The sequence below is a fragment of the Aliiroseovarius sp. Z3 genome (genome assembly GCF_029105185.1).
Classification (GTDB): Bacteria; Pseudomonadota; Alphaproteobacteria; order Rhodobacterales; family Rhodobacteraceae; genus Aliiroseovarius.
This window is the reverse complement of the sequence record NZ_JAFMZK010000004.1, coordinates 131,836-158,459: the sequence shown is the minus strand read 5'-3', so window position 1 is coordinate 158,459 and position 26,624 is coordinate 131,836. Positions and strand designations below refer to the sequence as shown.

Below are 26,624 nucleotides of genomic sequence, written 5' to 3'. Positions count from 1 at the left end.
ACAAGTGCCAACTCAAACAGAAAAAGGGCGAGCACGAGGCTCGCCCTTCAGCAATAGGCCGGATCGGGAGGTTGGTATCCGGCAGTATTCGCTTACTTGGCAGTCGCTTTTTTGGCGGCTTTCTGAACTTCGTCAGTTGCTTTTTTAACAGCAGCTTGTGCGTCGTCGCCCAGCTCTTTACCGGCAGCCATCAGCAGCTCGACGGTTTCAGCTTGAACTTTTTTCGCAACTTCAGCGAAGGCAGCCAGGTTTTCAGCGGCCAGCTCGGCCTGAGCCGAAGCGAAGTCGGTTACGGCTTTGCCATATTCAGCAGCTTCTTCTTTTGCAGTCGTGACGTCGCCCATTTTGACCAGAGTTTCTTTGGTCCATTTGGTCGAGATTTCAGCCGATTTGTCTGCAGCTTGCAGAGCAACTTTCGACAGTTTTTCGCCCAGAGCAGCCTGGTTTTTGAAGGCGTCTTGAGCAACCGACATGTCAACAGGGAAGTTGCCCATCATGTCTTGGAACATCTTGGTGAAGTCTTGTGCCTTAGTCATTTCATTTCTCCGTGGTTTGGCGCCGGGAGGAGGAGGGCGCCTGAATTTGTTATGAGGAGAATATGTATGCTGCAGTGCAGAAAATCAAGCTTTTTCTGCACTGCAGCATGTAACAATTTTAAGTTGTTGAAAATCAGGTGTTTGGTTTGGCCACAACGTAGGTGCCCGGTGCTGGCGCCAGAGGTTTGTGCGACGAATCGCCGACCTCTCGTGCCTCGACCTGCTTGCCGGAACGTTTGGACAGCCACGCGTCCCAACGCCCCCACCAGGACCCCTCGTTGAAAGTCGCCCCGTCCATCCAGTCATCCGACGCGGCGGGCCAGTCTTCGTTGACATAGTGACCATACTTCTTTTTCGACGGCGGGTTCACGATCCCCGCGATATGCCCGCTTTGTGAAACGATAAAGGTCTTGTCCTTTGATCCCATCTGCCGAACACCATCATATGATGTCTTCCACGCGGCAATGTGGTCGGTCTCGCACGCAATCGCGCAAAGCGGCACCTCCACATCCGAAATCGAAAGATGCTCGCCCAACAGTTCAAAATCACCCTTGGCAAAGCGGTTGTCCTGACACAGGCCGCGCAGGTATTCGACGGTCATCTTGGCGGGCAGGTTTGTGCTGTCCCCGTTCCAATACAGAAGGTCGAAGGCCGGGGGCGTCTTGCCCAGCATATAGCTGTTGATCGCAGGTCCATAGATCAGGTCATTGGGCCGCAGATACGAGAATGTCCGCGACATGAAGAAGCTGTCCAGATAGCCGCGCTCGGCCACCTCTTCCTCGATACCGCTGACAAAATCATCGTCCAGAAAGACACCCACTTCGCCCTGATCCTCGAAATCGGTCAGGGTGGTGAAGAAGGTGGCGGAGTTGACGGATTTATCCCCGCGTTTCTTCATCAAAGACAATGTTAGCGACAGGGTGGTGCCTGCGATGCAATATCCAACCACATTGACTTTCTTCTGGTTGGTGATGGCTTTCACCTCGCGCATCGCGGCCAGATAGCCGTCTTCTATATAGTCGCCCAGCCCCACGTCCGCATAGGACGCGTCCGGGTTTACCCAGCTGACGACGAACAGGGTATAGCCCTGATCCACTATCCATTTGATCAGGCTGTTCTGTTCTTTCAGGTCCATGATGTAGAACTTGTTGATCCAGGGCGGAAAGATGATCAGGGGCGTCGCATGCACTTTTTCGGTCGTCGGGGCATACTGGATCAGTTCCATCATCCGGTTGCGATAGACCACCTGCCCCGGCGTCGTCGCGATGTTCTTGCCGACCTCAAACGCACTTTCGTCCACCAGCTTGACCAAAAGCTCGCCATCATTGGCCTCAAGATCCGCAACAAGGTTTTCCAGCCCCTGTACCAGCGACTGTCCGTTTGTTTCGACAGCGCGTTCCAATGCATCGGGGTTGGTGGCTAAGAAATTCGTTGGGCTCATCATGTCGATGATTTGATGGGTAAAGAACTCCATCCGTTTTGTATCTGCAGCGTCCAGCCCTTCGACGTCTTTCAGTGCGTCTTCCATGGTCTGCGAACTGATCAGGTATTGCTGCTTGACGAAGTTGTAATAGGGGTGGGAATCCCAGAGCGGGTTCGAGAAACGGCGGTCCTTCGGGCCGGGATCCTCGGGCGCCTTGAAGTCACCGGCGGCCAGCGCCGCTTGCGCTTCAATCGCATGTTCCAGCGATTTGCCCCAAAAGGCGACCTGATGTTCGAACATCTTTGTCGGGTTCGCCATCATGTCGGCCCAAATCGTCCCCGCTGCTTTCACATAGAATTCCTGCCCCGGCGCTTGCAAACTGGGGCGCACGGGTTTTCGATTTGCCATGATGTTGGCCAGACGCTTTGACAGCTCTTCGATGCGGGCGAGGTTGTTGTTCAGTTCACTCAGTTCCTGGCCATTGTTTACTTGGTCAGTTGTCATGAAACAAATTCCCCCCTATGGTTTTTGCAGGTGCAGCATCGAAAAAACTGCATATGATACCAATTATGCGAATGCAGCGCGTAAAATCAAAGGCTAATATAACATGCGGTACATGGCGACTTACGATCTGATGGAGACGATCCGCAACACGAATCAGTGGCTGGGCGCAACGGCTGCCGCCATGGGCTCGTACCCAGCAACCGCCTTGGTTCCCAACCCGTTTTTTCAGATTATGGCGGCTTGGGGCCAAGTCACCGAACGCAGCTTTGATCGCATGGTCACCAAACCCGACTGGGGCATCATGAGCGTCGTCGGTGACGATGGTCGCGATCATGTTGTGCAGATCGACAAACTGGTCGAACGTCCATTTGGCGACCTGATCCAGTTCAAAGTCACCGGTCGCCCCGAGAAAAATCGCCGCATTCTGCTGGTGGCCCCGATGTCAGGCCACTATGCAACCCTTCTGCGGTCGACCGTCGCAAGCCTTCTTCCAGATGCCGAAGTTTACATCACGGATTGGCACAACGCGCGCGACATTCCGGTCAGCGCCGGTAAATTTGATATCGAGGATTATACCCTCTATCTGGTCGATTTCATGCGCCATCTTGGCCCTGACATCAACGTTGTCGCGGTCTGCCAGCCTGCCCCCCTCACGCTCGCGGCCACGGCCTATCTGGCCGAGTTGGACCCCGACGCCCAACCCCAGACACTGACGCTGATCGGCGGACCGATTGATCCCGATGCCGCAGCCACCGATGTGACTGATTTCGGCCGTCGTGTGACGATGGGGCAGTTAGAGGAAACCGCCATTCAACGCGTCGGGTTCAAATACAAGGGCGCCGGTCGGATGGTCTATCCCGGCCTGCTGCAATTGGCAGGCTTCATGTCCATGAATGGCGAGAAGCATACCAAAGCCTTCTCGGAGCAGATCATGCGCGTGGCCAAGGGCGAAGCAACCGAGCATGACAAGCACAACCGCTTCTACGACGAATATCTTGCCGTTATGGATATGACCGCTGAATTTTACCTGACGACCGTTGAACGGGTCTTCAAGAACAGCGAAATCGCCAAGAACGCATTTGTCGTTGACGGCCATACGGTGAATATCGGTGCGATCACCGATGTCGCGGTCAAAACGGTCGAAGGCACCAAAGACGATATCACTGCCCCCGGCCAGTGCATCGCGGCATTGGACCTGCTGACCGGCTTGTCTGCCGATAAGAAAGCCAGCCATGTCGAAGATGGCGCAGGCCATTACGGCATCTTTGCGGGCAAAAGCTGGCGCAACAATATCCGTCCTTTGGTTCTGGACTTCATTGATCAGAACGACGGACGACACGCGGCACAAGCAGCCAAGAAACGCGCCAAGAAAACGGCATCGAAACCTGCCAAGTTGAAGGTCGTGAAAGCCGCGGGCAAGTAACACAACTGATCTTAAGAACAAGGCGCAGTCATCCCTGCGCCTTTTCTTATGGCTCAGACGGTAATCTCTTCACCTCAGTTCCAGCGGCATGCCGAGCCATGCCCGTATTCCGATGTTAACCTGCTGCGGCACTTCTATCGTCGGCAAGTGTCCAGCCTCCGGCAAAATCACAAGCTCGGCGCCCGGAATAAGGGCGGCCATGGTCTCGTGGCGCTTGGGCGGAGTCAGCCCATCATGCGCACCGCACATCACCATGGCCGGCACTTTCAAACGTTGCAGACTGCGTTGAGCATCGGGGCGACGTTGAAGGGCGCGTGACTGGCGGACGAACATCTCACCTCCCTGCCGATGTGCCATGTCTTGCACCAAAGCAACGATGGCATCCCGTCCGGGACCGGGGGCCAGATGGTTCGGAGACAGCGATTCCGCCATGGCTTCATCCAGCCGTCCGGCACTGGCACGCACGATCTGTGGCTCGCGCCATGCCGCTTGGGCGGGCGTGTCCGGCAGGGGCGTTGTGGAAATCAAAGCCAGCCGCGACACCCGATCTGGCGCGCGGCGTGCGATTTCCATCGCAACGATGCCCCCCATGCTCAGCCCGGCCAGCGCAAAGCGCGGCGGCAGGTTTTCCAGAATGTTACCGGCCATGTCACGGATCGTCTCGCCGTGCACCGGGGGGGCGACAATCACGATATGATCGCGCGACAAGTCCTCTATCTGCGGGCCGAAGACACGCGCGTCACACATCATTCCGGGGATCAGAACCACAGGTTCCTGCATTGTTTGCTCGCTTGTTTGTCGTGCCTCGACCGGACTTTGGCGTGCCGCAATCAATTGCGCAAGCCGCTATTGCCGGGCGCGATGACCCCCAGGGCGTCAGCCGCGTGCCAACACCACTTTGACCATTTTTTGGATCGTACGCAGACATTCATCGTCCGAGAACCGGTGATCGGCCCCTTTGACCAACGTCAATCGGATGTCTTTTCCGTCGACATGCTCCAATAACTTGACGGCCTGCGTGGTCGGCACTGCCGTATCCTCGGTCCCTTGCAAGAAACGGACGGGCATGTCGAGCGTCAGGGGGTTGCGCAACACCAGATGGTCGCGCCCGTCCTCGATCAGGCGCTTCGTGATGATATAGTCCTCGTCATACTCCGACGGGATCGACAGGGAACCCTCGCGCTCCAACTCGGCCTTCTGGTCATCGCTGAATCCGGCCCAATACCCATCTTCGGTGAAATCCGGTGCGGCAGCGATGGTGACAAGGCCAACCACACGGCCCGGTCGCGCTCGTGCCAAAAGCAGCGATTGCCAGCCGCCCATCGAGCTTCCCACAACAAGGACCGGTCCATCAATCAACTGATCGACCACAGCCAGCGTGTCCTCGTGCCAGTCTCCGATACAGCCATCGGTAAATTCACCCAAGCTTTGCCCGTGGCCCGAGTAATCAAACCGAAGGAACGCCCGCCCCTCGGTCTTGGCCCAGGCTTCCAGCGCAACGGCCTTCGTTCCCTCCATGTCCGATTTCAGGCCAGACAGGAACAGAATCGTCGGCCCCTGCCCGTCTGTCTTTGCGTATGCAATGCGGCGACCATTGGCGGTCTCAAGAAACTGGATGTCGGACATGATCTTCCCCGTCTGTTGTGTTGCGCAAACCATACCGGGCGCGAAATGCTCTGCAATCCCCAACTTTGCCCACCCCCGTTGACAGCGCCGCACACAACGTTCAAAACGCGCCTACACATAACCCGCAACCGGGCGTTCCGTGGGCGCCAAAACGACGAGGAGCAGGCCATGAGCCAGATTTCCCTTACATTTCCTGACGGCAATTCGCGTGACTATGACGCGGGCGTAACCCCTGCCGAAGTCGCGGCGAGCATTTCCAACTCGCTGGCGAAGAAAGCCATTTCCGCAACTGTGAGCGGCAACCACTGGGACATGCAGTGGCCAATCAACGAAGATGCATCAATCTCGCTTCACACGATGAAGGACGACGCACAGGCGTTGGAACTGATCCGCCACGATTTCGCGCACGTGATGGCGCGGGCGGTACAGGAAATCTGGCCGGATGTGAAAGTCACCATCGGCCCGGTCATCGACAATGGCTGGTATTACGACTTTGACCGCGAAGAGCCGTTCACGCCGGAAGACCTGGGCCAGATCGAAGCCAAGATGAAAGAGATCATCAACAAGCGCGAGCCGGTGACAACCGAGATTTGGGACCGCGACCGCGCGGTGAAGTTCTATGAGGCCAACAACGAGCCTTACAAGGTCGAGTTGATTGAGGCCATTCCCGGCGATGAGCCGCTGCGCATGTATTGGCATGGCCATTGGCAGGATCTGTGCCGCGGACCGCACCTGCAACATACGGGCCAACTGCCCGCAGACGCGTTCAAACTGATGAGCGTGGCTGGTGCCTATTGGCGCGGCGACAGTGATCGCGCGATGTTGCAGCGAATCTATGGCGTGGGCTTCCAGAACAAGGAACAGCTGAAAAAGCACCTGCATATGCTGGAGGAAGCTGCCAAACGCGACCACCGCAAGCTGGGCCGAGAAATGGACCTGTTCCACATGCAGGAAGAGGCCCCGGGCCAGATTTTCTGGCACCCCAATGGCTGGACCGTCTATACCGAGCTTCAGGATTACATGCGGCGCCAGCAAAAACGCGGTGGTTATGTCGAAGTGAATACGCCGCAGGTCGTCGACCGCAAACTGTGGGAAGCCTCGGGCCACTGGGAAAAGTATCAGGAGCACATGTTCATCGTCGAAGTGGACGAGGAACACGCGCGCGAGAAGTCGGTGAACGCGCTGAAGCCGATGAACTGCCCGTGTCATGTGCAAATCTATAATCAGGGTCTGAAAAGCTATCGCGATTTGCCGTTGCGCATGGCCGAGTTTGGGTCGTGCAACCGCTATGAACCATCAGGTGCATTGCATGGGATCATGCGTGTGCGCGGGTTCACGCAGGATGATGGCCATATCTTTTGTCGCGAAGACCAGATCGAAAGCGAAACAGCCGAATTCATTTCGTTCCTGTCCAAGATCTATAAGGATCTCGGATTTGAGAGTTTTTCGGTCAAATTCTCGGATCGGCCCGAAATGCGCGCCGGATCGGACGAGGTCTGGGACAAGGCCGAAACCGCCCTGCTGGCCGCCACCCGCGCCGCTGGCATTGAGCCGGAATTGAACCCCGGTGAAGGGGCATTCTATGGTCCGAAGCTGGAATTCGTCCTGACCGACGCGATCGGGCGGGATTGGCAATGTGGCACCCATCAGGTGGACTTTGTCCTGCCGGAACGTCTGGATGCGAATTATATCGGTGAAGATGGCGCAAAGCATCGCCCCGTAATGCTGCATCGCGCGACCCTTGGTTCGTTCGAGCGGTTCATCGGCATCCTGATCGAAAGCCACGCCGGCAAGTTGCCGTTTTGGCTGGCGCCGCGTCAGGTCGTTGTCGCTTCGATCGTTTCGGATGCCGACGACTATGTTCAGCAGGTGGTTGACGCTTTGACCGCCAAGGGCATCCGTGCCGAGGCCGACATCCGCAACGAGAAAATCAACTATAAGGTCCGCGAGCATTCAGTGGGCAAGGTTCCGGTAATTCTGGCGTGCGGCATGAAAGAGGTTGAGGACGGCACTGTTTCGATGCGCCGATTGGGCGAAAAGCATTCGAAAGTGCTGCCGCTGGACGAGGTTGCGGCGGCGCTGGCGGGCGAAGCGACGCCTCCCGATCTCGCCTAAGAACACGTCACGGCTGATCACCCCCGCCTCGCGCGGGGGTTTTCTTTTGCCCAATCGTTACAGAACATCACGTTCCCTGTGACGGCCAATGTGGAATGGCCGTCACCTTGTAACAAAAGCCATGCAGACGACAGTTTCGTTGTAATTTTTCACGGTGGACCCGAGCGCAGAACGTAATCTCTTTCCGCTCTTCCCACGATCCGCAGTCACGAAACCCTTAGAAATAGAGGCATCATCGACCTGAATGCCTTCATTTCCTACGCTCATAGACCAATGGGCTGTGTTCACCTCCGTTAACGGAACCGTGATTTACGCTTTCGTGAATGGAGCGTGCGGCACCCTGCCGACTAATCTGCTCTCACCGCGCTTCAGCGGTGCGAATAAAAACCCGAAAGGAAACTCGATGTCCAACAATATGAAAACCGTCGCCGTTCTTGGTGCTGTCTCTGCTGCTGTCGCTGCCAGCGCTCTTCCTGCCTTCGCTGATGGCGATCAGGAAAAATGCTTTGGCGTGTCGCTGGCTGGTCAGAACGATTGCGCTGCCGGCCCCGGCACCACTTGCGCTGGCACCTCGACCGTCGACTATCAGGGCAACGCCTGGAAACTGGTCCCGGCTGGTTCCTGCGAAACGATGGAAATCACCGATGCTGCCGACGGCATGAACCGTATGGGTTCGCTGGAAGCATTGGAGCGCGACCTGCCCGCCAGCTAATACTGGCTGCAATCTGCTCTGGCCGGAACGTCCGGCCAGAGCGTCAACGCGTCACCCGCGACGCGATCAATAGCGTATAATCCTTCAAACTGGCATCCGATGGAGCTTTCCATGCTTGATATCGCCCATGACAATAAACTGCCCAACGGGGCGGGAGTCGGATATAAATCTCAGCATTTTAATGCACTGTTGGATGATCCCGGCACGGTTTGCTGGCTGGAGATACACGCGGAAAACTATATGGGCGATGGCGGTCGGCCTTTGGCACAGCTGCGCCACCTTGCTGAACGTTTTCCGATTTCGGCGCACGGGGTTGGGCTATCCATAGGTGGCGAGACCCGATTGGACCCAGAACATCTGGCGCGTCTGAAAACACTGATCGACTGGCTGAACCCTGCGATGTTTTCCGAACATCTGGCATGGTCCACCCATGACGGTGCATTTTTAAACGACCTTCTTCCCCTTCCATATACATCCGACACGCTCACCCGCATCACGACCCATATCAACGAGGTGCAGGACCATCTTGGGCGCAAGATGCTTCTTGAAAACCCATCTTCCTATCTGGCCTTCGCGGAAAGCACTTGGTCCGAGCCTGATTTCTTGCGCGAAGTCGCCCGGCGCACCGGGTGCGGGCTGCTTTTGGACGTGAACAACGTCTTTGTGTCTGCCACCAATCTGGAATTCGACCCGCGCGCCTATATCGACGCCTATCCACTTGATCTTGTGGAAGAGTTTCATCTGGCGGGCCACGATGAAGACGCCGACGAACTGGGACGCAAGCTGCTGATCGACAGTCATGGCAAACCGGTCGACGAACCCGTTTGGGCCTTGTTCGATCATATCATCGCACGCGCTGGCGCCCGCCCGGCCCTTGTGGAATGGGACAATGATGTGCCCGAATGGGACGTGCTGGAAGCCGAGGCCGCCCGCGCCACGCGACATATGAAGCCCGCACCAGCCGCAGTGGTGTCCGCATGAACGATAGCGTGACCCTTTCAAGCACGGGCGATACAACCGTCACTCAAACCGCGTTTCGCAAGGCGCTTCTGGACCCGCAACAACGCGTGCCAGAGGGTTTGACCAACCCCGACGGCAAGCAAGCCGACAAGCGGTTCTCGGTCTATCGCAACAATGTGGCGCACGGCTTGTCCGAGGCGATGTTGACCGGATTTCCCGTGCTCGCCAAACTGGTCGGCGATGATTTTTTCCGCGAGATGGCCAAGGTTTACCTGCGCATTCACCCGCCAGCCTCGCCCTTGATGATGCATTACGGGGCGGCGCTGCCCGGATTTCTGGAGAGCTTTCCGGGCACGCTGCATCTGAAATACCTGCCCGACGTGGCCCGGTTGGAACTGGCCCTACGCCGCGCCTATCACGCCGCCGATGCGACGCCCATTGATCCAACGGCACTGACCCAGCTTGACCAAGCTGCTTTGATGCGTGCGCGCCTGAAAATGTCACCCGCTTGCGAGGTGCTTTCGACCAAGTGGCCCGCAAAGGCGATCTGGGATTTTAACATGAAGGACGGGCCACAACCGACGGGTGGCGCAGAAGATATCCTGATCAGCCGCGTCGGCTTTGATCCGATGGCCGAGCGGTTGCCAAACGGGGGCGCCGCCTTCGTCAGATCATTGATCAAAGGGCGCAGCTTTGGCACGGCTCTGGGGTTGGCCACCGCTGACACGCCCGATTTCGACCTGACCGCAACGCTCAGCGTTCTGATCGCGACACACGCCATAACCGGCATCGACAAACCAGATTAACACTTCGGAAGGATATCGCCATGCGCGCCCTGGCAAACCTCTATAACCCGCTGGTCAACCTGGCCGAGCGGCTGGCCCCGGTGACCTTGTCCACGCTGGCCCGGTTCACCTTCGCCGCAACTTTGCTTGGGTATTTCTGGGCCTCTGCCCTGACCAAGACCGGCGATGGCGTGCTGGGCCTTTTTCAACCTTCCCTTGGGGCCTATGCGCAGATCTTTCCCAAAGCGATGGAGGCCGTGTCCTATGATGTCGGCCAGCTTGGCATGTTCCATTGGGCGGTGGTCGTTGCAGGCACGCTGGCCGAGTTCACCCTGCCGCTTTTGATCACCATCGGATTGCTGACGCGATTGGCGTCTTTGGGGATGATCGGCTTCGTCGTCGTGCAAAGCCTGACCGACCTCTACGGGCATGGCGGGATCGAACATCCAGAAACGCTCGGCGCATGGTTTGACCGCATTCCTGATGCGGTGATCCTTGATCAACGTCTGTTCTGGATGGTCGTGCTGGTGACGCTGGTGTTGAAAGGTGCGGGACCGCTGTCCATCGACAGGCTTCTGAAGATCCGCTGACCCCCATCAGTGCGGGTCAGGCTTCACAGCAAACAGCGCCAGCAAACCGCCCAATCCGGCCAACGCAATCGGGAACATAGTGAAGACCCCGTAACCAAAGGCAAAATACATGCCGGCCGCTGACAGCAGCAAAAGAACACCACCGACCTGAGCGGCAGAACGTGCCATTGCGCCCCCTGCCAACGCCAGAACCGGCGCGATCAGGGCAAAGGCGCGTACACGCCCCGGATGGTCCACCTGTTCGGCCAGATCCGGCAATTCCCCGATCCGGTCGATTACTTCGGTATATCCATATCCGAAAAAGCCAACGATCATCCCCCAAATCCCGGCGATGATCCCCAAAACCAATGCAGCGTTGCGCATGCAGATACCTCCTACTTTGCCCTCAGATAGGGGCTTGTCACGCCTGATCCAACCAGATGTCACGGGTTTTTGCATCCCAACCCAACGTCAACCGACCCTCGTGTTCAATCACCGGACGCTTCATCAAGGTGGGATGTTTTGCAAGCAAATCAACGGGATCACCCGTACGATCCGCTTCGGACAACCCGCGCCACGTGGTTGAGCGTTTGTTGACCAGCGCATCCCCAAACGCCGCGTGAAATCGCGCCAGATCGCCCGCGTCCACCCCATCGGCGCGCACATCGACATAATCGAGCGGATAGCCCGCCCCCTCCAACGCCTTCACCGCTTTTCGGCAGGTATCGCAGTTTTTCAAACCCCAAACGCGCATGTCGCCCCCGTTTTTCATCCCGTCACATTCCTGTCGCACAGCGTTGCCACTGTGCCGTCCAGCGCCCGTTATGACGCGAACCGGCGCAAAACGAAAGGACGCAAAACAATGCCCAAAGCACGGCCCGTTCAGGAAATGCTTGATTTTTTACGGGCAACGCCCAACTCTGTTTGCGTAAGACAGAACTATCTACCGCCTCCTTTCATGCAGTCGGACGATACCTGACTGCGCCAGAAGGCCCTGCACACCGCAGGGACACCACGACAAGGAGGGACGGAGATGTCCGACCAACAAACCGGAACCGTTAAATGGTTCAACACCACCAAAGGCTATGGCTTTATCGCACCGGAAGGCGGCGGGAATGACGTATTCGTGCATATCTCGGCCGTAGAGCGTTCGGGCCTGACCGGCCTTGCCGACAACCAAAAGGTCCGCTTCAACCTGCAAGAGGGCCGAGACGGGCGCCAATCGGCAGTGGACCTTGAACTGGCTGAATAAGCGGTCGATAGGTTAAAGAATTCAGAAACCCCGCGGAGTGGAAACTCGGCGGGGTTTTGTTTGGGGGGGGGTGCTCAGGGTTCGGAGGGCAGCGCCCGACCCTGGGTGGGCGAGAAGCGCCCTGTCACGCCGAAGGCGTGCCTCCGGCACGACGGGGAGGGTCGGGCGCTGCCCGTGCGTGGCACGGGCTGTCTGCTCATTCTAGTTTTTCAAGCCTCAGAACTTCGCGAGATAGATCGGGGAGTATAAGATAATCGGTCGAATCGACGTCCTTTCTCCCGTTTAAGAACTCAACCACGCCATCTAACTTTTGAAGTGAGTTAATCTTTCTGTGCTTTTCGTCCAAAACTCGCAAACGCCCCGCAATATGCTGACGTTTTTTTCTTGCAGCCTTTAGCTCGGCGTCAGGGATGGTTGGTTTAGACAGCAGCTTAACCAACCTATCTAGCTGATCTATCAGGTTTGTGACGCTCACTCGGAAAAAGGGACTGCTCAATTCCTTGAGCTGGCTCGACAGTTGGTATCTCAACTCACTGCTTCCGAGTTCAGCAAGAACACTTCTTGAATTTTGGTCGGCGTGTACCCAGTGTTCACTGAGTATTGCAAGTGTTTCTTCACAAGCGGCAAGTGTTGGACCTACAAGTTGCTGCAGCCTGATAGCATCTTCCTTCGATTGTAGCGCCATGCGAAGTCTTTCGATCTTTTCGCCACCGAAGTGTTTTTTTGCGCAATCCAATCCTGATAGCACTTTGCTCCCATCGGAGAGTAAGATTGTGACCCCCGAAAGGTGTTTTCTATCCGTGCGGCAAACTCCACAGCGCAGCTTTTCTTCAGACCTATAACGATTTAATAATTCAATCGGCTCAAGGTTATCAGGGACCGATTGAATTAATCCTTCTTGCTGTTCTGGAACATCAAGAAGTAGTTTTTTCTGTCTAAGAATATCGTCTGTAGCCAATACAATCTCTAGTTTTGTAGCCGGAAACTGGCCGCGCCTAGCGGCGCGCCCGTTCTTCACTTCAATTGATCCCCCAGATCAATTGATCGGGGTTTCGCCCCGACCATTCATCACCCCCGCAACTCCGCCTCAAACTCCCTCCACTCGCCTTTCGACATCCCCGAAGTCTCCTGCGTGACCTCTTCGCCTTTCAGCATCCGACGGATACAGTCCATGGCGCGGCCGGACAGGTTGGCGCCGCCAAGGCGGTAATCCTCGAACGCGCCATAGGCGGCGGGGACCCAGTCGGCGACCACTTTGCAGATCGCGTCCGCATAGACGCGGATTTCGTATTGGGCGTGGTGGTCGGCGCGCAGGCGCAGGAAGTGGAACAGGTTGTGTAAATCAACCTTCCAATACCATTGGGTATAGACGTTGGCGGGCAGGTTCATCCGCGCAAGTTCGCGGGCCAGACCCTGTTGGCCGTCGTCCGAGATCATCGCCTCGTAATTGTCATAGCAGCGGTTGCTGTCGGCCTTCAAAATCTCCAACACGCGGGCGGCTTCCTCGCCCTGCAACGCAGCGCCCCTGCCCTGATTGTTCACCACCGATTGCGCGGCGATGTGTTCGGGCGCGGGAATATAGAACTCGCGGTCCAGAATGGAATAACGCGCCGAGTATTCGTTCACATTCGCGGTGCGATGGCGGATCCACTGACGGGCGACAAAGACGGGCAGTTTGACGTGCAGCTTGATCTCGCACATCTCGAACGGGGTCGAATGCCAGTGGCGCATCAGGTAACGGATCAGGCCTTCGTCATTCTGCACTGACTTGGTGCCCTTGCCATAGCTGACCCGCGCGGCCTGACAAATCGCAGCGTCATCGCCCATATAGTCGATCACGCGGACAAAGCCGTGATCCAGCACCTCATGCGCGGTATAAAGGTGTTTTTCCATCCCCGGGCTGACCGCGCGCAAGGTCGGCTGCGAGGTGCTGCGTTGTTCTTCGATTTCTTGTTTCTGCTCGGGGCTCAGGGGCATGTCGAATCTCTCGTCTCATGGTTGCCTGGCCACTATATATAGTCGCGGCCTTTGGCAAAACAGCAAGATGACGTGGATGCCGCGTTTCTGCTTTTCTCGCCCGCTTGACCTGTTAGGCTGACCTCATATCCACCCGAGATACGGAGAGATTGCGATGAAACTTCGATACCTGCACACGATGGTGCGCGTGAAAAACCTGGAAGACAGTATGCGGTTTTACAAGCTGTTGGGGCTTGAGAAAACACGGCAGATGGATTCGGAACAGGGGCGGTTTTCGCTGATCTTCATGGCCCCGCCGGGCCAGCCGGACTGCCCGGTCGAACTGACCTATAACTGGGATGGCGATGACGGGCTGCCGTCGGACAGCCGCCATTTCGGGCATCTCGCCTATGAGGTCGAGAATATCTATGACATGTGCCAACACCTGATGGACAATGGCGTGACGATCAACCGCCCGCCGCGGGATGGCCATATGGCGTTCGTGCGCTCGCCCGACAACATCTCGGTCGAGCTGCTGCAGGCCGGTGACGCCCTGCCCCCGCAGGAGCCATGGGCCAGCATGGAAAACACCGGTCACTGGTGATGCGACCCCGGCAGTTTGGACGATACGCGCTGGCCCTGTTGGCCGCCCTGTGGGCGGGTGGTGTGGTGGCGCAAACCGATACACCCTGCCGCCAGGCGCTGGCGCTAGGGCTGGATGTGTCCGGGTCTGTCGATGAAGGTGAGTACCGATTGCAATTGGACGGGCTGGCCGCCGCGTTGGAACACGCAGATGTGCTGCGGGCGCTGCTGTCCCAGCCCGATCGTCCGATCCAGATCGCGGTTTACGAATGGAGCGGCCCATCCCATCAGCGCCTGTTGCAGGACTGGGCGACCATCACCGACCGGACGGTTGTTGCATCGATCGCAAACCGTCTGCGCGGCACGGCACGCATCAAGGCGGACCCCTCGACCGGGATCGGGGCGGCGATGATCTATGGCCAGCGGCTTTTGGCTGGGCGCAAGTGCGAAACGCGGACATTGGACATTTCCGGGGACGGGCCGACCAACACCGGACCACGACCGCAAGACGTGCGCTATCTGTCTGGATTTAACGGGATCACGATCAACGGGCTGGTGATTGGGTCAGGCGACGCGGACACCGATCTTGTGACCTATTACAAGGAACTGGTCATCCACGGCTTCGGTCGATTTGTCGAACAAGCCGATGACTTCAAAGATTACGAAGACGCCATGGCCCGCAAATTGTTGCGGGAGCTAAGGGGCATCGTGGTGTCTGACCTGCAATAGCCGCGTCCGGCCATCCGGGTTAATAGATATACCTGATTTGATCTGTCCAGTACCGCTCCACCCGTTTCAATGCGATATTAATATCCTCGATCCCCGACGACGACAGCACATCACGTGTTTGCAGCCCGTCTGCATGGCGTTCAAACAACCCGGCGACGGTATCGCGAATGCCTCGCCCTTTTTCGGTCAGCCGCACCCGAACGCTGCGGCGGTCAATCTCGCATCGCTGGTGATGCATATAGCCCATTTCGACAAGTTTCTTGAGGTTGTAGGACACGTTGGACCCTTGGTAATAGCCGCGCGTCTTCAACTCGCCCGCCGTCACCTCGTTATCGCCTATATTGAACAACAACAGGGCCTGTACCGCGTTCACTTCCAACACGCCGACCCGTTCAAACTCGTCCTTGATCACGTCCAGCAACAAGCGATGCAGGCGTTCGACCAACGCCAATGCCTCAAGATACTGATACACAAATGTCTGGTTGTTCGTCTGCCCAATGGGGGAGTGCATACTCATCCGTCTCTCCGACCTAATAACTTAGGCGACTATTCAGAGAGAAATGAGAACATTCAGTTAAATGCGATCAGCAGTTGCTAAAAATTTTCAACGAATCTGGCGGTTCAGCGCGTCGTCGTATGGCGGATGATGTGTTCAATCATATCGGTCAGATGCGCGGGCGGTTCCTGTTGCCCGGAAACCCACTGATAAAGATCCTGATCGTTTTCACCTAAAAGCGCCTCGTACAGGTCAAGCTCGTCATCATTCATATGCGCCAGACGATCAGACGCATAGCGGTGCAGGATGATATCCATTTCCTTGATGCCACGACGCATTGATCGCATGCCCAAACGCTTGACCCGCACATCCCGCGTTTCCCCCGGACGCGCGCCGGGGGTTTCCTTCAGCTGATCCAATGGCACGCCGGTCATACGACGCCACCCTCAAGCCTTTTGCGAAGACGTTTCTCAAGCCGCCCCAACTGATCGGCAGACCGCGACATCTGAGACTTGATGTCACGGATTTCAAGCAGCAGGTCACGCACTTCGGGTATATCGTCCAGATTGGCCACTGGCTCGGCAACCCCTTCACCTTCGCCGGTCAGCAACCAGCGCAGCGATACGTTCAGGATGCCTGATAGCATCTGCAACTTGTTTGCACGCGGTTCATTCAGATCCTCTTCCCAACCGCGCAATGTCTTGACCTTGACGCCCAAACGCCGGGCCAGATCGTCCTGCGACAATCCCACAGCCTCGCGTGCGCCAGCCAAGCGGTCGCCAAAGGTTGCAGCCTCTTCCGAGAACCAGTTTTCGTCCTGCACTAAGTCGTCCATTTGCTTTTCCTAGTATTTCAAGCACCACGCTGGGCACCGGGTTCTGGCTTGATTGGTTTCGCGCCTGACCCTAGAAGAACTGGGACCAACTTACAAATCGGGGACACCATGTCTTTCCTTTCTGCGACACTTGATCGCGTAAAACCATCACCGACCATCGCCGTTTCCACTTTGGCCGCCGAGTTGAAGGCCGCCGGGCGCGATGTGATCGGGCTGGGCGCAGGCGAACCAGACTTCGATACACCAGAAAACATCAAGGCGGCGGCAAAGGCCGCGATTGATGCGGGCAAGACGAAATACACCGCCCCCGACGGGATGCCCGAACTGAAACAGGCCATCTGTGACAAGTTCAAACGCGAGAACGGGCTGGACTATGCACCCAACCAGATCTCGGTCGGGACCGGCGGCAAACAGATCCTGTACAACGCGCTGATGGCCACGCTGAACCCCGGTGATGAGGTGATCATCCCGGCCCCCTATTGGGTCAGTTACCCCGATATGGTGCTGCTGGCGGGCGGCGAGCCGGTGGTGATTGAATGCCCGATCGAAACGGGGTTTCGTATGACGCCGGAACAGCTGGAGGCTGCGATCACGCCGAAAACAAAATGGCTGATCTTCAACTCGCCCTCGAACCCGACCGGCGCGGGATACACGCGCGATCAGTTGAAGGCGCTGACCGATGTGCTGATGCGTCACCCGCAAGTCTGGGTGATGACGGATGATATGTATGAGCATCTGGCCTATGACGGGTTTGAGTTCTGCACCCCCGCCGAAGTGGAACCGGGCCTCTACAACCGTACGCTGACCTGTAATGGCGTGTCCAAGGCCTATGCGATGACGGGCTGGCGGATCGGCTATGCGGGCGGGCCGGTCGACCTGATTTCCGCGATGCGCAAGATCCAGTCGCAATCGACCTCGAACCCCTGTTCGATCAGCCAATGGGCGGCCGTTGAGGCGTTGAATGGCCCGCAGGATTTCATCGCCGAGAACAACACGGCATTCGTGCGCCGCCGCAATCTGGTGGTCGACATGCTGAACGCCGCCGAGGGGTTGGAATGCCCGGTGCCGGACGGCGCATTTTATGTCTATCCCTCGATTAAGGGTTGTATCGGGAAGACCACGCCGGCGGGCGTGGAAATCACTGACGACGAGGTGTTCGCCAAAGCGTTGCTGGAAGAAACAGGTGTGGCCGTTGTCTTTGGTGCGGCGTTCGGGCTGAGCCCGAATTTCCGGGTCAGCTACGCGACTTCGGACGAGGCGCTGAAAGAAGCCTGCGCGCGCATTCAATCGTTTTGCGAGGGGCTTCGCTGATGTCCGCCCGGTCGCAGGGAAGCATCACGGCAAACCTGCCCAGTCGCAGCTTTGATGCCACGCTGGCCTTCTATGAAGGGCTTGGGTTTCGGCTGGCCTGGCGTGGCGACGGCTGGATGATCCTTGAAATGGACGGTATGTCCGTGGAATTCTTTCCGCATTCCGAGCTTGATCCAAAGGAAAGCTGGTTCTCGGCCTGTTTGCGTCTGTCAAGTATCGATGCGCTTCATGACAAATGGCGCCAGTTGGATATTTCGACCAATCCCACCGGGTTTCCCCGCCTGACAGCCATCGCTGACCCCACCGAAAATGCACCGCGCATGTTCTATCTGGTTGACCCCGATGGCAGCCTGTGGCGCGTGATAGAAGACAAGGACGTCTGATGAGTGTTTCCCTGCCCGAGTATTACTTTCGTGTGCGCGAGAACGGTGCGTTCGTCTTTCGTGTGAATACCGACAATCGTCAACGCCCGCTGGAGCTTGACCAGATCGCCGCTGTGAACATCAGGAATGGCGAGGTCAAACCGCATGGCGAGTATGTGCTGACTGACGCGGATCATGCCGCGATATCAGAATGGATGGAACAACGACGCGCTACACTTCAGACACGTGATCTGGATGACATCTTGCGCAGTGTCGATCATCTGAACATGACCGCCCATTGGGCGCAAACCCGCGCCACGCCTGAAGCGTTGGAACAGGTGACAGATGCACTTTTGTTGGCGATGCATGATCTGCGCGCGGTGCTGGTTCGAAAGAAAGCCGACCGGCTAAAACAAAGCTAGGCTGCGTGCTGTGGTTGTCCGCCGCCGATCCGAGACGAGCTTTTCCAGAACCGCCATGACATGAAGATGCCAGCGCAGACCAATCCCAACAACAACCCGATCCACACCCCCGGCGCGCCATATCCCAGCGTGATCCCCAGCACATAGGACATGGTCATCCCAACGCCCCAATAGCTGAGCGTGGCGATGATCATCGGCACGCGTGTGTCTTGCACCCCGCGCAGCAGCCCCATCGCGATGGCTTGTGCCCCATCCGCAAATTGAAACAAGGCCGCCACGATCAGAAGGACCGAGCCAAGGGCGACAATCTCGTCCCGTCGGATTTCATTGGGGTGCAGGAACAATTTGATCATTGGTTCCGGCGCTCCAAGGAAAAGGACCACGGTCAGACCACCAAACACAACTGACGCCAGCGTTACGGCCAGCGCGCCACGTCGCAGGCTGGCTTCGTCCCGGCGGCCCAGCGCGCGGCCCGCTCTGACCGTCGCCGTGTTGGACAGGCCCAGATGCACCATGAAGAACGCCGCCGTGATTTGCAGGGCAATCCCATGCGCAGCCAGTTCCAGCGTTCCGATCAACCCGACCACAACCGTCGAGGCCGAGAACATCCCGACCTCGGCAAGGGTGGTCAGCCCGATGGGAATACCGAGCCGCAGAAGCTGGCTCAATGCCTCCCAATCCGGTTTCCAAAGCCGCCGGAACAGGCTGGCTTCGGCGTTCAGCCGCGCGGCATAGATGACCAGCACCAACCCGGATGCGATCTGGATCAGCACCGAAGCGATGGCCGCCCCGCGCACGCCAAGCTCGGGCGCCCCCCAATTGCCGAAGATCAGCGCATAGTTGATGAACCCGTTCATCACGGCGGCAAGCACGGTTGCCCACAACACGATGCGGGTGTGTTCCAGCGCCGCCAGATAGCTTTTCAGCGCCATCACCAACAGCGCGGGAACAAGCCCCACCCCGGCAATGCGCAGGTAATCTTGCGCCAACAGGCTCAGGTCCGGATCCTGGTCGATGGCGCGCAATATCGGTGCCGACATCCACATCAGCGGCAAGACCAGAAGCGCGAAACCAACCGAGAACCACATCGACATCCGGGTCAGCCTGCGCACCCGCACATCGTCGCGGGCCTCCGACGCCTCGGCGACCATCGGCATCAAGGCCCAGGCCGGACCCGACCCCATGATCAGGAACATGAAAAAGAAAGTTCCGGCCAGCGTTACGGCGGCCAGTTCCTCGACCCCGTACCAGCCCAGCATGATCGTGTCGATGATCTGCACAGCGAACTGTGCAAGATGAGACGCGACAAGCGGAAGGCCCAGGACAAGGACGGCGCGCATGTGCTGTGACAGGGTGAGTGTTTGCAACATCACCCAGACCTATGCCGGAACAAGATGCGGGGCAAGACATCGAATGCCCGGATTGGTCTGCCTGCTGTAATCTAGCCCAACAGGCTGAGAAGCGACCGGGACGGTGTGCCAGTGACCGGAAGGCCACGCGCATGTTGAAACGCCTCGATCGCTTGCAGGGTTTTCTTGCCGATCACGCCATCCGCTTCGCCAACATCAAACCCTGCGCGGGTCAGGCCGCGCTGCAGCGCCTTGCGATCCTGCAACGTCAATCCATTCCCATCCGGCCCGAAGGTGCCGCGCAAAGCGGGCCGCCCTTTCAGACGGTCTGACAAATGCCCGACACCGATGATATATTTCTGTGCGTTGTTGTAGCGACCCAGCACGCTGTAGTTGTGATAGACCTCGAACACAGGGCCGTTTGCGCCTGCTGGTGTCACAACACGACCGCGCCCCGAAGGCGCACGCCCGGTGATCTCGTCCCCCCAACGCTGCCCGGTCCGCCAGCCCGACCGGCTAAGGTAAGCTGCGGTCGAGGCCAGCGCGTCGGTGGGATCGTCCGACCAGATGTCGCGTCGACCATCGCCCCGGAAATCAACAGCATAGGCAAGATATGAGGTCGGGATGAACTGGGTGTGCCCCATTGCCCCTGCCCAGCTTCCGGTCATGCGGTCGGGCGTGACATCACCGCGTTCGAGAATTTTCAGAGCGGCCATCAACTGCCCCTCGAAAAACCTGCCGCGCCGTCCATCAAACGCCAATGTCGACAAGGCCGAGATCACAGGCACATCCCCGCGCCGTGCGCCATAGCGGCTTTCCAGCCCCCAGACCGCCACGATCACCTCTTCCTCGACGCCGTATTTCGCTTCAAGCTGCGACAGCAAGCTCGCGTGACGTCGCAACATGCTGCGCCCTTTGGCAATCCGGTCATCAGAAGCGGCAATGGCCAGATAATCCTCGAACGAGCGGACAAATTCGGTCTGATTTCGGTCCCGTTCCACCACGCCGGGCAGATAACCGACATTGCGGAACGCACGGTCGACCGTAGAGGCGCCGATACCGCGGGCCTTCGCCCGTGCTTTCGCGCCTTCGACCCAGCGATCGAACGCCGCATTCGGGGCCGCGCGCATGGCCGAACCAGTGGCGGGTCGCGACGTCGATTGCGTGGCCGCACCGGACTGGCATCCGGACAGATAAAGCCCGGCCAAGCCGCAGACGATAAAACGTCGTGAATAGGTCATCGGATGCTCCTGCCCTTGTTTTGCGCCAAGCTTAAAGGGCTGCCAAGCGAAGGCAAGCATCGCTTTCACCAGGTGGCAGGAACGGCGACTGGATGCAGAAAAGGGGGCCGGTTTCTGACCCCCTTTTCAGTTCCAACGCTCAAATCTGATTAGCTGCCGCGCCGCTGATCGGGATGCAGGCTTGAGCCAAGTATGTGATCTGCTTTGTGGATCACCTGACTTGCATGGCCAACAATCAATGGATCTGGTTCGCCAACCAATTCATGGTCCTTGTCAGGGTAGTCCAACGTTGACAGGAAATGACGCATGCATTCCAGACGCGCGCGTTTCTTGTCATTGGATTTGATGATGGTCCAAGGGGCATCTGCCGTATGCGTATAGAAAAACATCGCCTCTTTCGCTTCGGTGTAATCATCCCATTTCGACAAGGACGCCACATCAACCGGGCTCAGCTTCCAACGCTTCAGGGGATCATCCTTGCGGCTGTCAAAGCGGCGTTTCTGTTCCGGCTGCGTCACCGAGAACCAGTATTTATAAAGCTGAACGCCGGACCTTGTCAGCATACGCTCGAACTCCGGCGTCTGGCGCATGAATTCAAGATACTCATTAGCGTTGCAAAAGCCCATGACGCGCTCGACACCGGCACGATTGTACCAGGACCGATCATAGAACACCATCTCGCCCGACGTCGGCAGGTGCGACACATATCGTTGATAGAACCATTCCCCACGCTCTTTATCCGTGGGCTTGTTCAGGGCCACAACCCGCGCTTCACGGGGATTTAGATGCTCCATGAACCGTTTGATTGTGCCGCCCTTGCCCGCAGCGTCGCGGCCTTCGAACAGCAGCACAAATTTCTGACCGGTCTCTCCAACCCAACGCTGCACTTTCAACAGCTCTGCCTGCAACTTAGCCTTGGACGCTTCATATTCGCGGCGGCCCAGTTTGACTCGGTATGGGTACTTTCCATTCTCGAATGTCTGTCGAATCTTGTCTTCGGTGACAGTCGGAAAGCCGTTCTTGCTTTGCTGCAGCTCGGGAGCTAACTCCTCGGCCGCATTTGCCGAGGGGGTACTGTCACTTTCCACAGTTTTCTGGGTGGTTTTCGATACACGTGCCTGCTTTGCTGTCATACGCCAATCTCCTTTTAGGGGTCCACGGCACTGGTAGCATCTTATCGCGTTCAGTACCTTGATCCGAATCAATGGAAATCGCCGTTTCCAATAAAAAAGGCCCGCGTCGACGCAGGCCTTTCCAAGTCACTTGTCAGGACATCCTTCAAACCGGGCGATCCACACGCATAGTCACATGGGCAGTGCCCCGCACGGCGCGCGACCATTTCAGTTGCACTTGCTTATAGGTCGCCCCGCGGTTCACCAGAACATGCGGATTGTCCCAAACCTGATTGTTGGACGCGTCACGCAAATCTCCTTCGATCGTGACACTGGGCACCGTTCGCGCATTTCCTCCAAACGGGAAATAGGCCGACCCGTCCAAGGTCCAGGTCGCGGCGGCGGTGTTCTGATTGAATTCCAACGTCACCGGCGAAACCGTCGATTGCGTCACACCCGTGAAGGCGTTGTTCTCAAACGTCACGTCCTTCATGCTCCAGTAATCCAGACCGGCATGGGTCGTGGACACCCCTTCAACCCGGTCGATCCATCCGGCCAGTGTGCGGAACGTGTTGTTGGTCACATGCAGACCCGAGACATAATGCCCGTTACCGAACGGTTTGATCAGGATCCACTTGAACCAAGACGCCACGTCGTTGGCGGTAAAGATATTGCCGGTGATCGTCATCCCCCCGAACGAGTACTCTGACCCGTGATCAGGGTAGGCGTCGTGTTCGTTGTTCCATTCGATGAAACAGTTATCGACGTAGTTGCCATTCAGGACGGTCTTGTTGTTTTCGTAAGTGAACACCATACCCGCGACGCGGGGGCCGTCCGTGACCTCATCGCCCTGGAACAGGTGGTTGCCCTGAATGATATGCCCAGACCCGTGCAACACCATCGAGGTGCCCATACGTTGGAACCGGTTGTCCCGAATCTTGGCGTCATTGGCATTCACGTTGAAGGCAACCGACTGTCGCGTGGTGGCTGGCTGGCTTTGTTCGTTCGAGACAAACTGGCACCGGTCCAGATGCAAGTCCTGACACCCACGACCGATCGAACTGATACCCCGGTTCTTCGGCTTGATGAAGAAACAGTCCTGAAACACGAAATTCTCGCCATCTCTCGGAAGCAACACCGCCGAAGCATGGCCGTTGCACTGAAACTCGACCTCGGTCAGGTTCATACGGTTGACTTGCGCGAAGCCCCCGAAATCCAACACGTATTTGTGCCGGGTGAACGTGTATGTCTGGTTTGCGGCTGGCCCCCAAAGCGGTTGGCTCAGCTCAACTTCGGACGCGCCGATATTGACCGCTTTGACATACACCTCGCGCCCCACGCCAGCGCCCGTCACAACCGACCCGGCCTGAACCGCCGCGATATTGGCAACATTGGTCAGTTTATAGGGGTTGGCAGGGTTGTATTTTGCGCTGGAACTGCTGCTTTCGCTGTCCCAGGCTGACCCGCCGATCACATAAAACTGGCCGTTCTTGATCACGCGTCGGATCAGGAATGTGTCACCCGCGTCATAGGCGGCCTGCATATCAATCGGCGCAGTGACATCCACACGGCGCCCGCACATGTCCAGAATTTCATGGTCCGCATAATGCAAAAGCGCCTGAAAGGCCTTGCGAAACCCCAGTTCTTCCGCTCCGAACGCGTCGATATAGGTGGGAAGGTCAAAATTGCGGGTCAACGACAGATAGACGTCATCCGCCATCGTTACCGTGCCTTCAAACCGGATATCGGCGTGAAGGGTCAGGTTCGACCCAATCCGATAGCTGCCCTCGGGCACCAGCACCGTGCGCCCGTTGGCGGCCGCGTCGGCGGCTTCAAAGGCAGGCTTGTCATCAGTGACCCCGTCACCTACCGCCCCGAAATCGCGTACATCGACCCAATCCATCATGTCACGAAGGTATGCTCCGGTCACGTCCTCGACCACCAGATCGTCGATCCGCACCACGCCGCCGTTGGATCCGATCAGATCCAGCCCCACATGGGCATAGGCCACGTCTGCGCCCCAGATGATATCGACACCATTCCGGCTGCCGGACCCAATAATGGCCGAAATCTCAACCACTTCGCCATAAGCGGTCAGCGCGGTCACAGGGCCGGTTTCCAGGTTGCCCACGGCATGGGCACCGCCGCTTTGCGCGGGCCACGCGGCCACCCGCACCGATGGCAGCGGGCCAGAGATCGCTTTGACCTTGGCCGACACTCGCAGATAGCACCCCTGCTCATAAGGCGTCTGCCCCATATAGCGGAGCTTCTGCGTGGTCGCGGTTTTCAGAAGCTCAAGACATCCATCGAAATCCTGATCGGCAGGCACCAGAGCGGCGTTGCCCGCCCCCACATAGGTCTGAGACCCGGGTGTTCCATCCTCGCTTGACCAGACCGTCAACCCATCTTCGAATGCGGGGGGCATGAAGACCACCCCATCGGTAAGCGCCTTGTTCATTGATTTCCCTTTCAGGTCCAGACATGCAGCCCCTGTGGCGATGCGCCATCGACGCATGGCCCATCGCGCGATGGGCGACGGGGCAAAAACAGCGAAAGAGCTATCAATCAGTCGTTAACGAGACGGAACAGGGGCGAACGGTGGCCTGTTCGCGCAACGAAAAACGGCGCACCAATCTGGCGCGCCGTTTGTTTGTTCGGGTCGGAAATCCCTATTTCATCAACTCACCTGCAAGTCCCTGATCAATCAGGGTTGCGGTTTCTTCAACACCGTACAGGGCAGCGAAACTGCCGAAACGCGGGCCCTGGCTTGCGCCCAGCAGCACCTCGTAAAGCGCCTTGAACCAGTCGCGCAGGTTGTCGAACCCGTGCAACTTGCCCACCGCGAAAACGATGGATTGCAGGAATTCGTCCGAGGTGAAATCAACCTCGGGCGCGGGGTCGTCATTGCCCATTTGTGCGTTCTTGCGGGCAATCACGTCTAGTGCCGTGTCGCCATCTCGGAAGGCAGCTGCCAGTTCTTCCATCGCCGCGCGCTCTTGCTCGGTCGGTGCGCGGAACGTGCGGGCGGGGGCCACGAAGTCCTGGAAGTATTTCACGGCATAGCCTGCAGCGGCGTCCAGATCGGGGTGGGTTTCCGGTGACGCCTCAGGCGCATAGCGCTTGATGAAGCCCCAAAGCTGATCCTTATCATCCGCCGACGCAACCGAGGCAAGGTTCAAAAGCATGGTGAACGGCACCACCATGTTCGATTGCGGCACGTCACCACCGTGGATGTGCCAGACCGGGTTGTTCAACTGCCCTTTCAGGTCTTGTTTGTGATAGGCGTTAAGTTGTTGATGATATTCATCCATCGCCTTCGGGATCACATCAAAATGCATCCGTTTCGCCGTCTTCGGCTTTAGGTACATGAAATAGGCAAGGCTTTCGGTCGAGGCATAGGTCAGCCATTCATCAATCGACACCCCGTTACCGCTTGTTTTCGAAATCTTTTGCCCGTTCTCGTCCAGAAACAGCTCATAGGTGAAATGTTCGGGCGCTGGCCAACCGAGTATGCGGCAGATTTTGTCATAGATCGGCGTGTTGGTGCTGTGGTCCTTGCCGTACATCTCGAAATCGACTTCCAGCGCCGCCCAGCGCGCGCCGAAATCAGGCTTCCATTGCAATTTCACATTGCCGCCGGTGACAGGCAGCGTCCATTCTTTGCCGTCCTCATCGTCAAAGGTGATGGTGTGGTTCTCTGCGTTCACCTCTTTCATCGGCACATAGAGCACGCGACCGGTTTCCGGGTGGATCGGCAGGAAGATCGAATAGGTCTGCCGACGCTCTTCCCGCAGGGACTTCAGCATCACCTCCATGATGTCATCATACTTTTCGACCGCGCGCTTTAGCACCTCGTCAAACTGACCCGAACCATAGAATTCGGTGGCCGAATAGAACTCGTATTCAAACCCGAACGTGTCCAGGAACCGGCGCAGCATGGCGTTGTTATGATGGCCAAAGCTCTCATACTCGCCAAACGGATCAGGCACCGAGGTCAGCGGTTTTTGCAAATGCGCCTGCAGCCCTTCTGCGTTGGGCACATTGCCGGGGATCTTGCGCATCCCGTCCAGATCGTCGGAAAAACAGATCAGCTTGCTTGGGATATCCGAGATCACCTCGAATGCGCGCTGGATCATCGTGGTGCGCGCGACCTCGCCAAAGGTGCCGATATGGGGCAGACCCGACGGGCCATAGCCCGTTTCAAACAGCACAAACCCCTTCTTGGGCGGCGCCTTTTGATAACGTTTGAGCACCCGGCGCGCTTCTTCAAAGGGCCAGGCTTTCGAACTCATCGCGGCGTCTCGCATCTCGGACATGTGCTTTT

The 26,624-nt window shown here is 57.5% G+C and carries 28 protein-coding genes; 12 read left to right on the top strand and 16 right to left on the bottom strand.

Going from position 1 to position 26,624, the window contains the following annotated elements; all coding sequences use genetic code 11:
* Positions 1 to 92: 92 nt before the first annotated feature.
* Complete coding sequence (locus J3R80_RS08900) at positions 93 to 536, bottom strand: Phasin (RefSeq protein WP_275393422.1); 444 nt, start codon at positions 534 to 536, stop codon at positions 93 to 95.
* 133 nt (positions 537 to 669) lie between these two features.
* Entirely contained in the window at positions 670 to 2,463 is a 1,794-nt protein-coding gene (gene phaC, locus J3R80_RS08895; RefSeq protein ID WP_275393421.1) for a class I poly(R)-hydroxyalkanoic acid synthase, read from the bottom strand.
* A 103-nt stretch (positions 2,464 to 2,566) separates the two neighbouring features.
* On the opposite strand from phaC, the gene phaZ reads away from it, so the two are divergent.
* Complete coding sequence (gene phaZ / locus J3R80_RS08890; protein WP_275393420.1) at positions 2,567 to 3,886, top strand: polyhydroxyalkanoate depolymerase; 1,320 nt, start codon at positions 2,567 to 2,569, stop codon at positions 3,884 to 3,886.
* 69 nt (positions 3,887 to 3,955) lie between these two features.
* Here the strand turns inward: phaZ and J3R80_RS08885 are convergent, their stop codons facing one another.
* A complete protein-coding gene (locus J3R80_RS08885; RefSeq protein WP_275393419.1) occupies positions 3,956 to 4,666 on the bottom strand; it encodes an alpha/beta fold hydrolase in 711 nt (236 codons plus the stop codon).
* A gap of 96 nt (positions 4,667 to 4,762) precedes the next feature.
* A complete protein-coding gene (locus J3R80_RS08880; protein ID WP_275393418.1) occupies positions 4,763 to 5,512 on the bottom strand; it encodes an alpha/beta hydrolase in 750 nt (249 codons plus the stop codon).
* A 168-nt stretch (positions 5,513 to 5,680) separates the two neighbouring features.
* On the opposite strand from J3R80_RS08880, the gene thrS reads away from it, so the two are divergent.
* The 5 genes from thrS to J3R80_RS08855 all read left to right on the top strand — a co-directional run bounded on the left by thrS (position 5,681) and on the right by J3R80_RS08855 (position 10,674).
* Complete coding sequence (gene thrS, locus J3R80_RS08875; protein ID WP_275393417.1) at positions 5,681 to 7,627, top strand: threonine--tRNA ligase; 1,947 nt, start codon at positions 5,681 to 5,683, stop codon at positions 7,625 to 7,627.
* A 403-nt stretch (positions 7,628 to 8,030) separates the two neighbouring features.
* On the top strand, positions 8,031 to 8,339 hold the full coding sequence (locus tag J3R80_RS08870) for a DUF2282 domain-containing protein (protein WP_275393416.1): 309 nt from the start codon (positions 8,031 to 8,033) through the stop codon (positions 8,337 to 8,339).
* A 111-nt stretch (positions 8,340 to 8,450) separates the two neighbouring features.
* Complete coding sequence (locus tag J3R80_RS08865) at positions 8,451 to 9,320, top strand: DUF692 domain-containing protein (protein ID WP_275393415.1); 870 nt, start codon at positions 8,451 to 8,453, stop codon at positions 9,318 to 9,320.
* Positions 9,317 to 10,105, top strand: a complete 789-nt coding sequence (locus J3R80_RS08860; protein WP_275393414.1) for a DNA-binding domain-containing protein — start codon at positions 9,317 to 9,319, stop codon at positions 10,103 to 10,105. The genes J3R80_RS08865 and J3R80_RS08860 overlap by 4 nt, the downstream gene beginning before the upstream one ends.
* A gap of 20 nt (positions 10,106 to 10,125) precedes the next feature.
* Complete coding sequence (locus tag J3R80_RS08855; RefSeq protein ID WP_275393413.1) at positions 10,126 to 10,674, top strand: DoxX family protein; 549 nt, start codon at positions 10,126 to 10,128, stop codon at positions 10,672 to 10,674.
* A 6-nt stretch (positions 10,675 to 10,680) separates the two neighbouring features.
* On the opposite strand, the gene J3R80_RS08850 is transcribed toward J3R80_RS08855, so the two are convergent.
* Both J3R80_RS08850 and J3R80_RS08845 read right to left on the bottom strand, forming a co-directional pair.
* On the bottom strand, positions 10,681 to 11,037 hold the full coding sequence (locus J3R80_RS08850; protein ID WP_275393412.1) for a hypothetical protein: 357 nt from the start codon (positions 11,035 to 11,037) through the stop codon (positions 10,681 to 10,683).
* A gap of 37 nt (positions 11,038 to 11,074) precedes the next feature.
* A complete protein-coding gene (locus J3R80_RS08845; protein ID WP_275393647.1) occupies positions 11,075 to 11,407 on the bottom strand; it encodes an ArsC/Spx/MgsR family protein in 333 nt (110 codons plus the stop codon).
* Positions 11,408 to 11,686: 279 nt separating this feature from the next.
* Here J3R80_RS08845 and J3R80_RS08840 point away from each other — a divergent pair, with 279 nt between their 5' ends.
* Positions 11,687 to 11,905, top strand: coding sequence for a cold-shock protein (locus J3R80_RS08840; protein WP_275393411.1), 219 nt, complete (start codon positions 11,687 to 11,689; stop codon positions 11,903 to 11,905).
* Between the two features lie 196 nt (positions 11,906 to 12,101).
* On the opposite strand, the gene J3R80_RS08835 is transcribed toward J3R80_RS08840, so the two are convergent.
* Both J3R80_RS08835 and thyX read right to left on the bottom strand, forming a co-directional pair.
* The gene (locus J3R80_RS08835; RefSeq protein ID WP_275393410.1) at positions 12,102 to 12,863 is read right to left on the bottom strand and encodes a hypothetical protein; all 762 of its coding nucleotides are present in this window, start codon (positions 12,861 to 12,863) and stop codon (positions 12,102 to 12,104) included.
* A gap of 110 nt (positions 12,864 to 12,973) precedes the next feature.
* On the bottom strand, positions 12,974 to 13,882 hold the full coding sequence (thyX, locus tag J3R80_RS08830) for an FAD-dependent thymidylate synthase (protein ID WP_275393409.1): 909 nt from the start codon (positions 13,880 to 13,882) through the stop codon (positions 12,974 to 12,976).
* 154 nt (positions 13,883 to 14,036) lie between these two features.
* Between thyX and J3R80_RS08825 the strand changes: the two genes are divergently transcribed.
* Positions 14,037 to 14,465 carry a VOC family protein gene (locus tag J3R80_RS08825; RefSeq protein WP_275393408.1) on the top strand — a complete coding sequence of 143 codons (429 nt, stop codon included), beginning with the start codon at positions 14,037 to 14,039 and terminating at the stop codon, positions 14,463 to 14,465.
* Complete coding sequence (locus J3R80_RS08820) at positions 14,432 to 15,172, top strand: DUF1194 domain-containing protein (protein ID WP_275393407.1); 741 nt, start codon at positions 14,432 to 14,434, stop codon at positions 15,170 to 15,172. Before J3R80_RS08825 ends, J3R80_RS08820 begins: the two co-directional genes overlap by 34 nt.
* 19 nt (positions 15,173 to 15,191) lie before the next feature.
* Here the strand turns inward: J3R80_RS08820 and J3R80_RS08815 are convergent, their stop codons facing one another.
* The 3 genes from J3R80_RS08815 to J3R80_RS08805 form a co-directional block, all read right to left on the bottom strand.
* Positions 15,192 to 15,689 carry a winged helix DNA-binding protein gene (locus J3R80_RS08815; RefSeq protein ID WP_275393406.1) on the bottom strand — a complete coding sequence of 166 codons (498 nt, stop codon included), beginning with the start codon at positions 15,687 to 15,689 and terminating at the stop codon, positions 15,192 to 15,194.
* A gap of 104 nt (positions 15,690 to 15,793) precedes the next feature.
* Positions 15,794 to 16,102: a succinate dehydrogenase assembly factor 2 gene (locus J3R80_RS08810; RefSeq protein ID WP_275393405.1), complete on the bottom strand. Its 309-nt coding sequence runs from the start codon at positions 16,100 to 16,102 to the stop codon at positions 15,794 to 15,796.
* Positions 16,099 to 16,503, bottom strand: a complete 405-nt coding sequence (locus tag J3R80_RS08805) for a helix-turn-helix domain-containing protein (RefSeq protein WP_275393404.1) — start codon at positions 16,501 to 16,503, stop codon at positions 16,099 to 16,101. Before J3R80_RS08805 ends, J3R80_RS08810 begins: the two co-directional genes overlap by 4 nt.
* 108 nt (positions 16,504 to 16,611) lie before the next feature.
* Between J3R80_RS08805 and J3R80_RS08800 the strand changes: the two genes are divergently transcribed.
* The 3 genes from J3R80_RS08800 to J3R80_RS08790 are packed head-to-tail and all read left to right on the top strand — an operon-like array spanning position 16,612 to position 18,598.
* Positions 16,612 to 17,814, top strand: coding sequence for a pyridoxal phosphate-dependent aminotransferase (locus tag J3R80_RS08800; protein ID WP_275393403.1), 1,203 nt, complete (start codon positions 16,612 to 16,614; stop codon positions 17,812 to 17,814).
* A complete protein-coding gene (locus J3R80_RS08795) occupies positions 17,814 to 18,197 on the top strand; it encodes a bleomycin resistance protein (protein ID WP_275393402.1) in 384 nt (127 codons plus the stop codon). The genes J3R80_RS08800 and J3R80_RS08795 overlap by 1 nt, the downstream gene beginning before the upstream one ends.
* A complete protein-coding gene (locus J3R80_RS08790; RefSeq protein ID WP_275393401.1) occupies positions 18,197 to 18,598 on the top strand; it encodes a hypothetical protein in 402 nt (133 codons plus the stop codon). Before J3R80_RS08795 ends, J3R80_RS08790 begins: the two co-directional genes overlap by 1 nt.
* Here the strand turns inward: J3R80_RS08790 and J3R80_RS08785 are convergent.
* The 5 genes from J3R80_RS08785 to J3R80_RS08765 all read right to left on the bottom strand — a co-directional run bounded on the left by J3R80_RS08785 (position 18,595) and on the right by J3R80_RS08765 (position 26,616).
* A complete protein-coding gene (locus J3R80_RS08785) occupies positions 18,595 to 19,968 on the bottom strand; it encodes an MATE family efflux transporter (RefSeq protein WP_275393400.1) in 1,374 nt (457 codons plus the stop codon). The two genes, J3R80_RS08790 and J3R80_RS08785, sit on opposite strands and share 4 nt — an antisense overlap.
* Before the next feature lie 71 nt (positions 19,969 to 20,039).
* A complete protein-coding gene (locus J3R80_RS08780) occupies positions 20,040 to 21,188 on the bottom strand; it encodes a lytic murein transglycosylase (protein ID WP_275393399.1) in 1,149 nt (382 codons plus the stop codon).
* A gap of 149 nt (positions 21,189 to 21,337) precedes the next feature.
* Positions 21,338 to 22,321: a polyphosphate kinase 2 gene (gene ppk2 / locus J3R80_RS08775; protein ID WP_275393398.1), complete on the bottom strand. Its 984-nt coding sequence runs from the start codon at positions 22,319 to 22,321 to the stop codon at positions 21,338 to 21,340.
* Between the two features lie 145 nt (positions 22,322 to 22,466).
* Positions 22,467 to 24,758, bottom strand: a complete 2,292-nt coding sequence (locus J3R80_RS08770; protein WP_275393397.1) for a glycosyl hydrolase family 28-related protein — start codon at positions 24,756 to 24,758, stop codon at positions 22,467 to 22,469.
* A gap of 211 nt (positions 24,759 to 24,969) precedes the next feature.
* On the bottom strand, positions 24,970 to 26,616 hold the full coding sequence (locus tag J3R80_RS08765; protein WP_275393396.1) for a lysine--tRNA ligase: 1,647 nt from the start codon (positions 26,614 to 26,616) through the stop codon (positions 24,970 to 24,972).
* Between the last annotated feature and the right edge of the window lie 8 nt (positions 26,617 to 26,624).

Bases quoted from the DNA above. Each gene is read 5' to 3' on its own strand.
- J3R80_RS08900 (WP_275393422.1), bottom strand. From the start codon at position 536: ATGACTAAGGCACAAGACTTCACCAAGATGTTCCAAGACATGATGGGC.
- phaC (WP_275393421.1), bottom strand. From the start codon at position 2,463: ATGACAACTGACCAAGTAAACAATGGCCAGGAACTGAGTGAACTGAAC.
- phaZ (WP_275393420.1), top strand. From the start codon at position 2,567: ATGCGGTACATGGCGACTTACGATCTGATGGAGACGATCCGCAACACG.
- J3R80_RS08885 (WP_275393419.1), bottom strand. From the start codon at position 4,666: ATGCAGGAACCTGTGGTTCTGATCCCCGGAATGATGTGTGACGCGCGT.
- J3R80_RS08880 (WP_275393418.1), bottom strand. From the start codon at position 5,512: ATGTCCGACATCCAGTTTCTTGAGACCGCCAATGGTCGCCGCATTGCA.
- thrS (WP_275393417.1), top strand. From the start codon at position 5,681: ATGAGCCAGATTTCCCTTACATTTCCTGACGGCAATTCGCGTGACTAT.
- J3R80_RS08870 (WP_275393416.1), top strand. From the start codon at position 8,031: ATGTCCAACAATATGAAAACCGTCGCCGTTCTTGGTGCTGTCTCTGCT.
- J3R80_RS08865 (WP_275393415.1), top strand. From the start codon at position 8,451: ATGCTTGATATCGCCCATGACAATAAACTGCCCAACGGGGCGGGAGTC.
- J3R80_RS08860 (WP_275393414.1), top strand. From the start codon at position 9,317: ATGAACGATAGCGTGACCCTTTCAAGCACGGGCGATACAACCGTCACT.
- J3R80_RS08855 (WP_275393413.1), top strand. From the start codon at position 10,126: ATGCGCGCCCTGGCAAACCTCTATAACCCGCTGGTCAACCTGGCCGAG.
- J3R80_RS08850 (WP_275393412.1), bottom strand. From the start codon at position 11,037: ATGCGCAACGCTGCATTGGTTTTGGGGATCATCGCCGGGATTTGGGGG.
- J3R80_RS08845 (WP_275393647.1), bottom strand. From the start codon at position 11,407: ATGCGCGTTTGGGGTTTGAAAAACTGCGATACCTGCCGAAAAGCGGTG.
- J3R80_RS08840 (WP_275393411.1), top strand. From the start codon at position 11,687: ATGTCCGACCAACAAACCGGAACCGTTAAATGGTTCAACACCACCAAA.
- thyX (WP_275393409.1), bottom strand. From the start codon at position 13,882: ATGCCCCTGAGCCCCGAGCAGAAACAAGAAATCGAAGAACAACGCAGC.
- J3R80_RS08825 (WP_275393408.1), top strand. From the start codon at position 14,037: ATGAAACTTCGATACCTGCACACGATGGTGCGCGTGAAAAACCTGGAA.
- J3R80_RS08820 (WP_275393407.1), top strand. From the start codon at position 14,432: ATGGGCCAGCATGGAAAACACCGGTCACTGGTGATGCGACCCCGGCAG.
- J3R80_RS08815 (WP_275393406.1), bottom strand. From the start codon at position 15,689: ATGAGTATGCACTCCCCCATTGGGCAGACGAACAACCAGACATTTGTG.
- J3R80_RS08810 (WP_275393405.1), bottom strand. From the start codon at position 16,102: ATGACCGGCGTGCCATTGGATCAGCTGAAGGAAACCCCCGGCGCGCGT.
- J3R80_RS08805 (WP_275393404.1), bottom strand. From the start codon at position 16,503: ATGGACGACTTAGTGCAGGACGAAAACTGGTTCTCGGAAGAGGCTGCA.
- J3R80_RS08800 (WP_275393403.1), top strand. From the start codon at position 16,612: ATGTCTTTCCTTTCTGCGACACTTGATCGCGTAAAACCATCACCGACC.
- J3R80_RS08795 (WP_275393402.1), top strand. From the start codon at position 17,814: ATGTCCGCCCGGTCGCAGGGAAGCATCACGGCAAACCTGCCCAGTCGC.
- J3R80_RS08790 (WP_275393401.1), top strand. From the start codon at position 18,197: ATGAGTGTTTCCCTGCCCGAGTATTACTTTCGTGTGCGCGAGAACGGT.
- J3R80_RS08785 (WP_275393400.1), bottom strand. From the start codon at position 19,968: ATGTTGCAAACACTCACCCTGTCACAGCACATGCGCGCCGTCCTTGTC.
- J3R80_RS08780 (WP_275393399.1), bottom strand. From the start codon at position 21,188: ATGACCTATTCACGACGTTTTATCGTCTGCGGCTTGGCCGGGCTTTAT.
- ppk2 (WP_275393398.1), bottom strand. From the start codon at position 22,321: ATGACAGCAAAGCAGGCACGTGTATCGAAAACCACCCAGAAAACTGTG.
- J3R80_RS08770 (WP_275393397.1), bottom strand. From the start codon at position 24,758: ATGAACAAGGCGCTTACCGATGGGGTGGTCTTCATGCCCCCCGCATTC.
- J3R80_RS08765 (WP_275393396.1), bottom strand. From the start codon at position 26,616: ATGTCCGAGATGCGAGACGCCGCGATGAGTTCGAAAGCCTGGCCCTTT.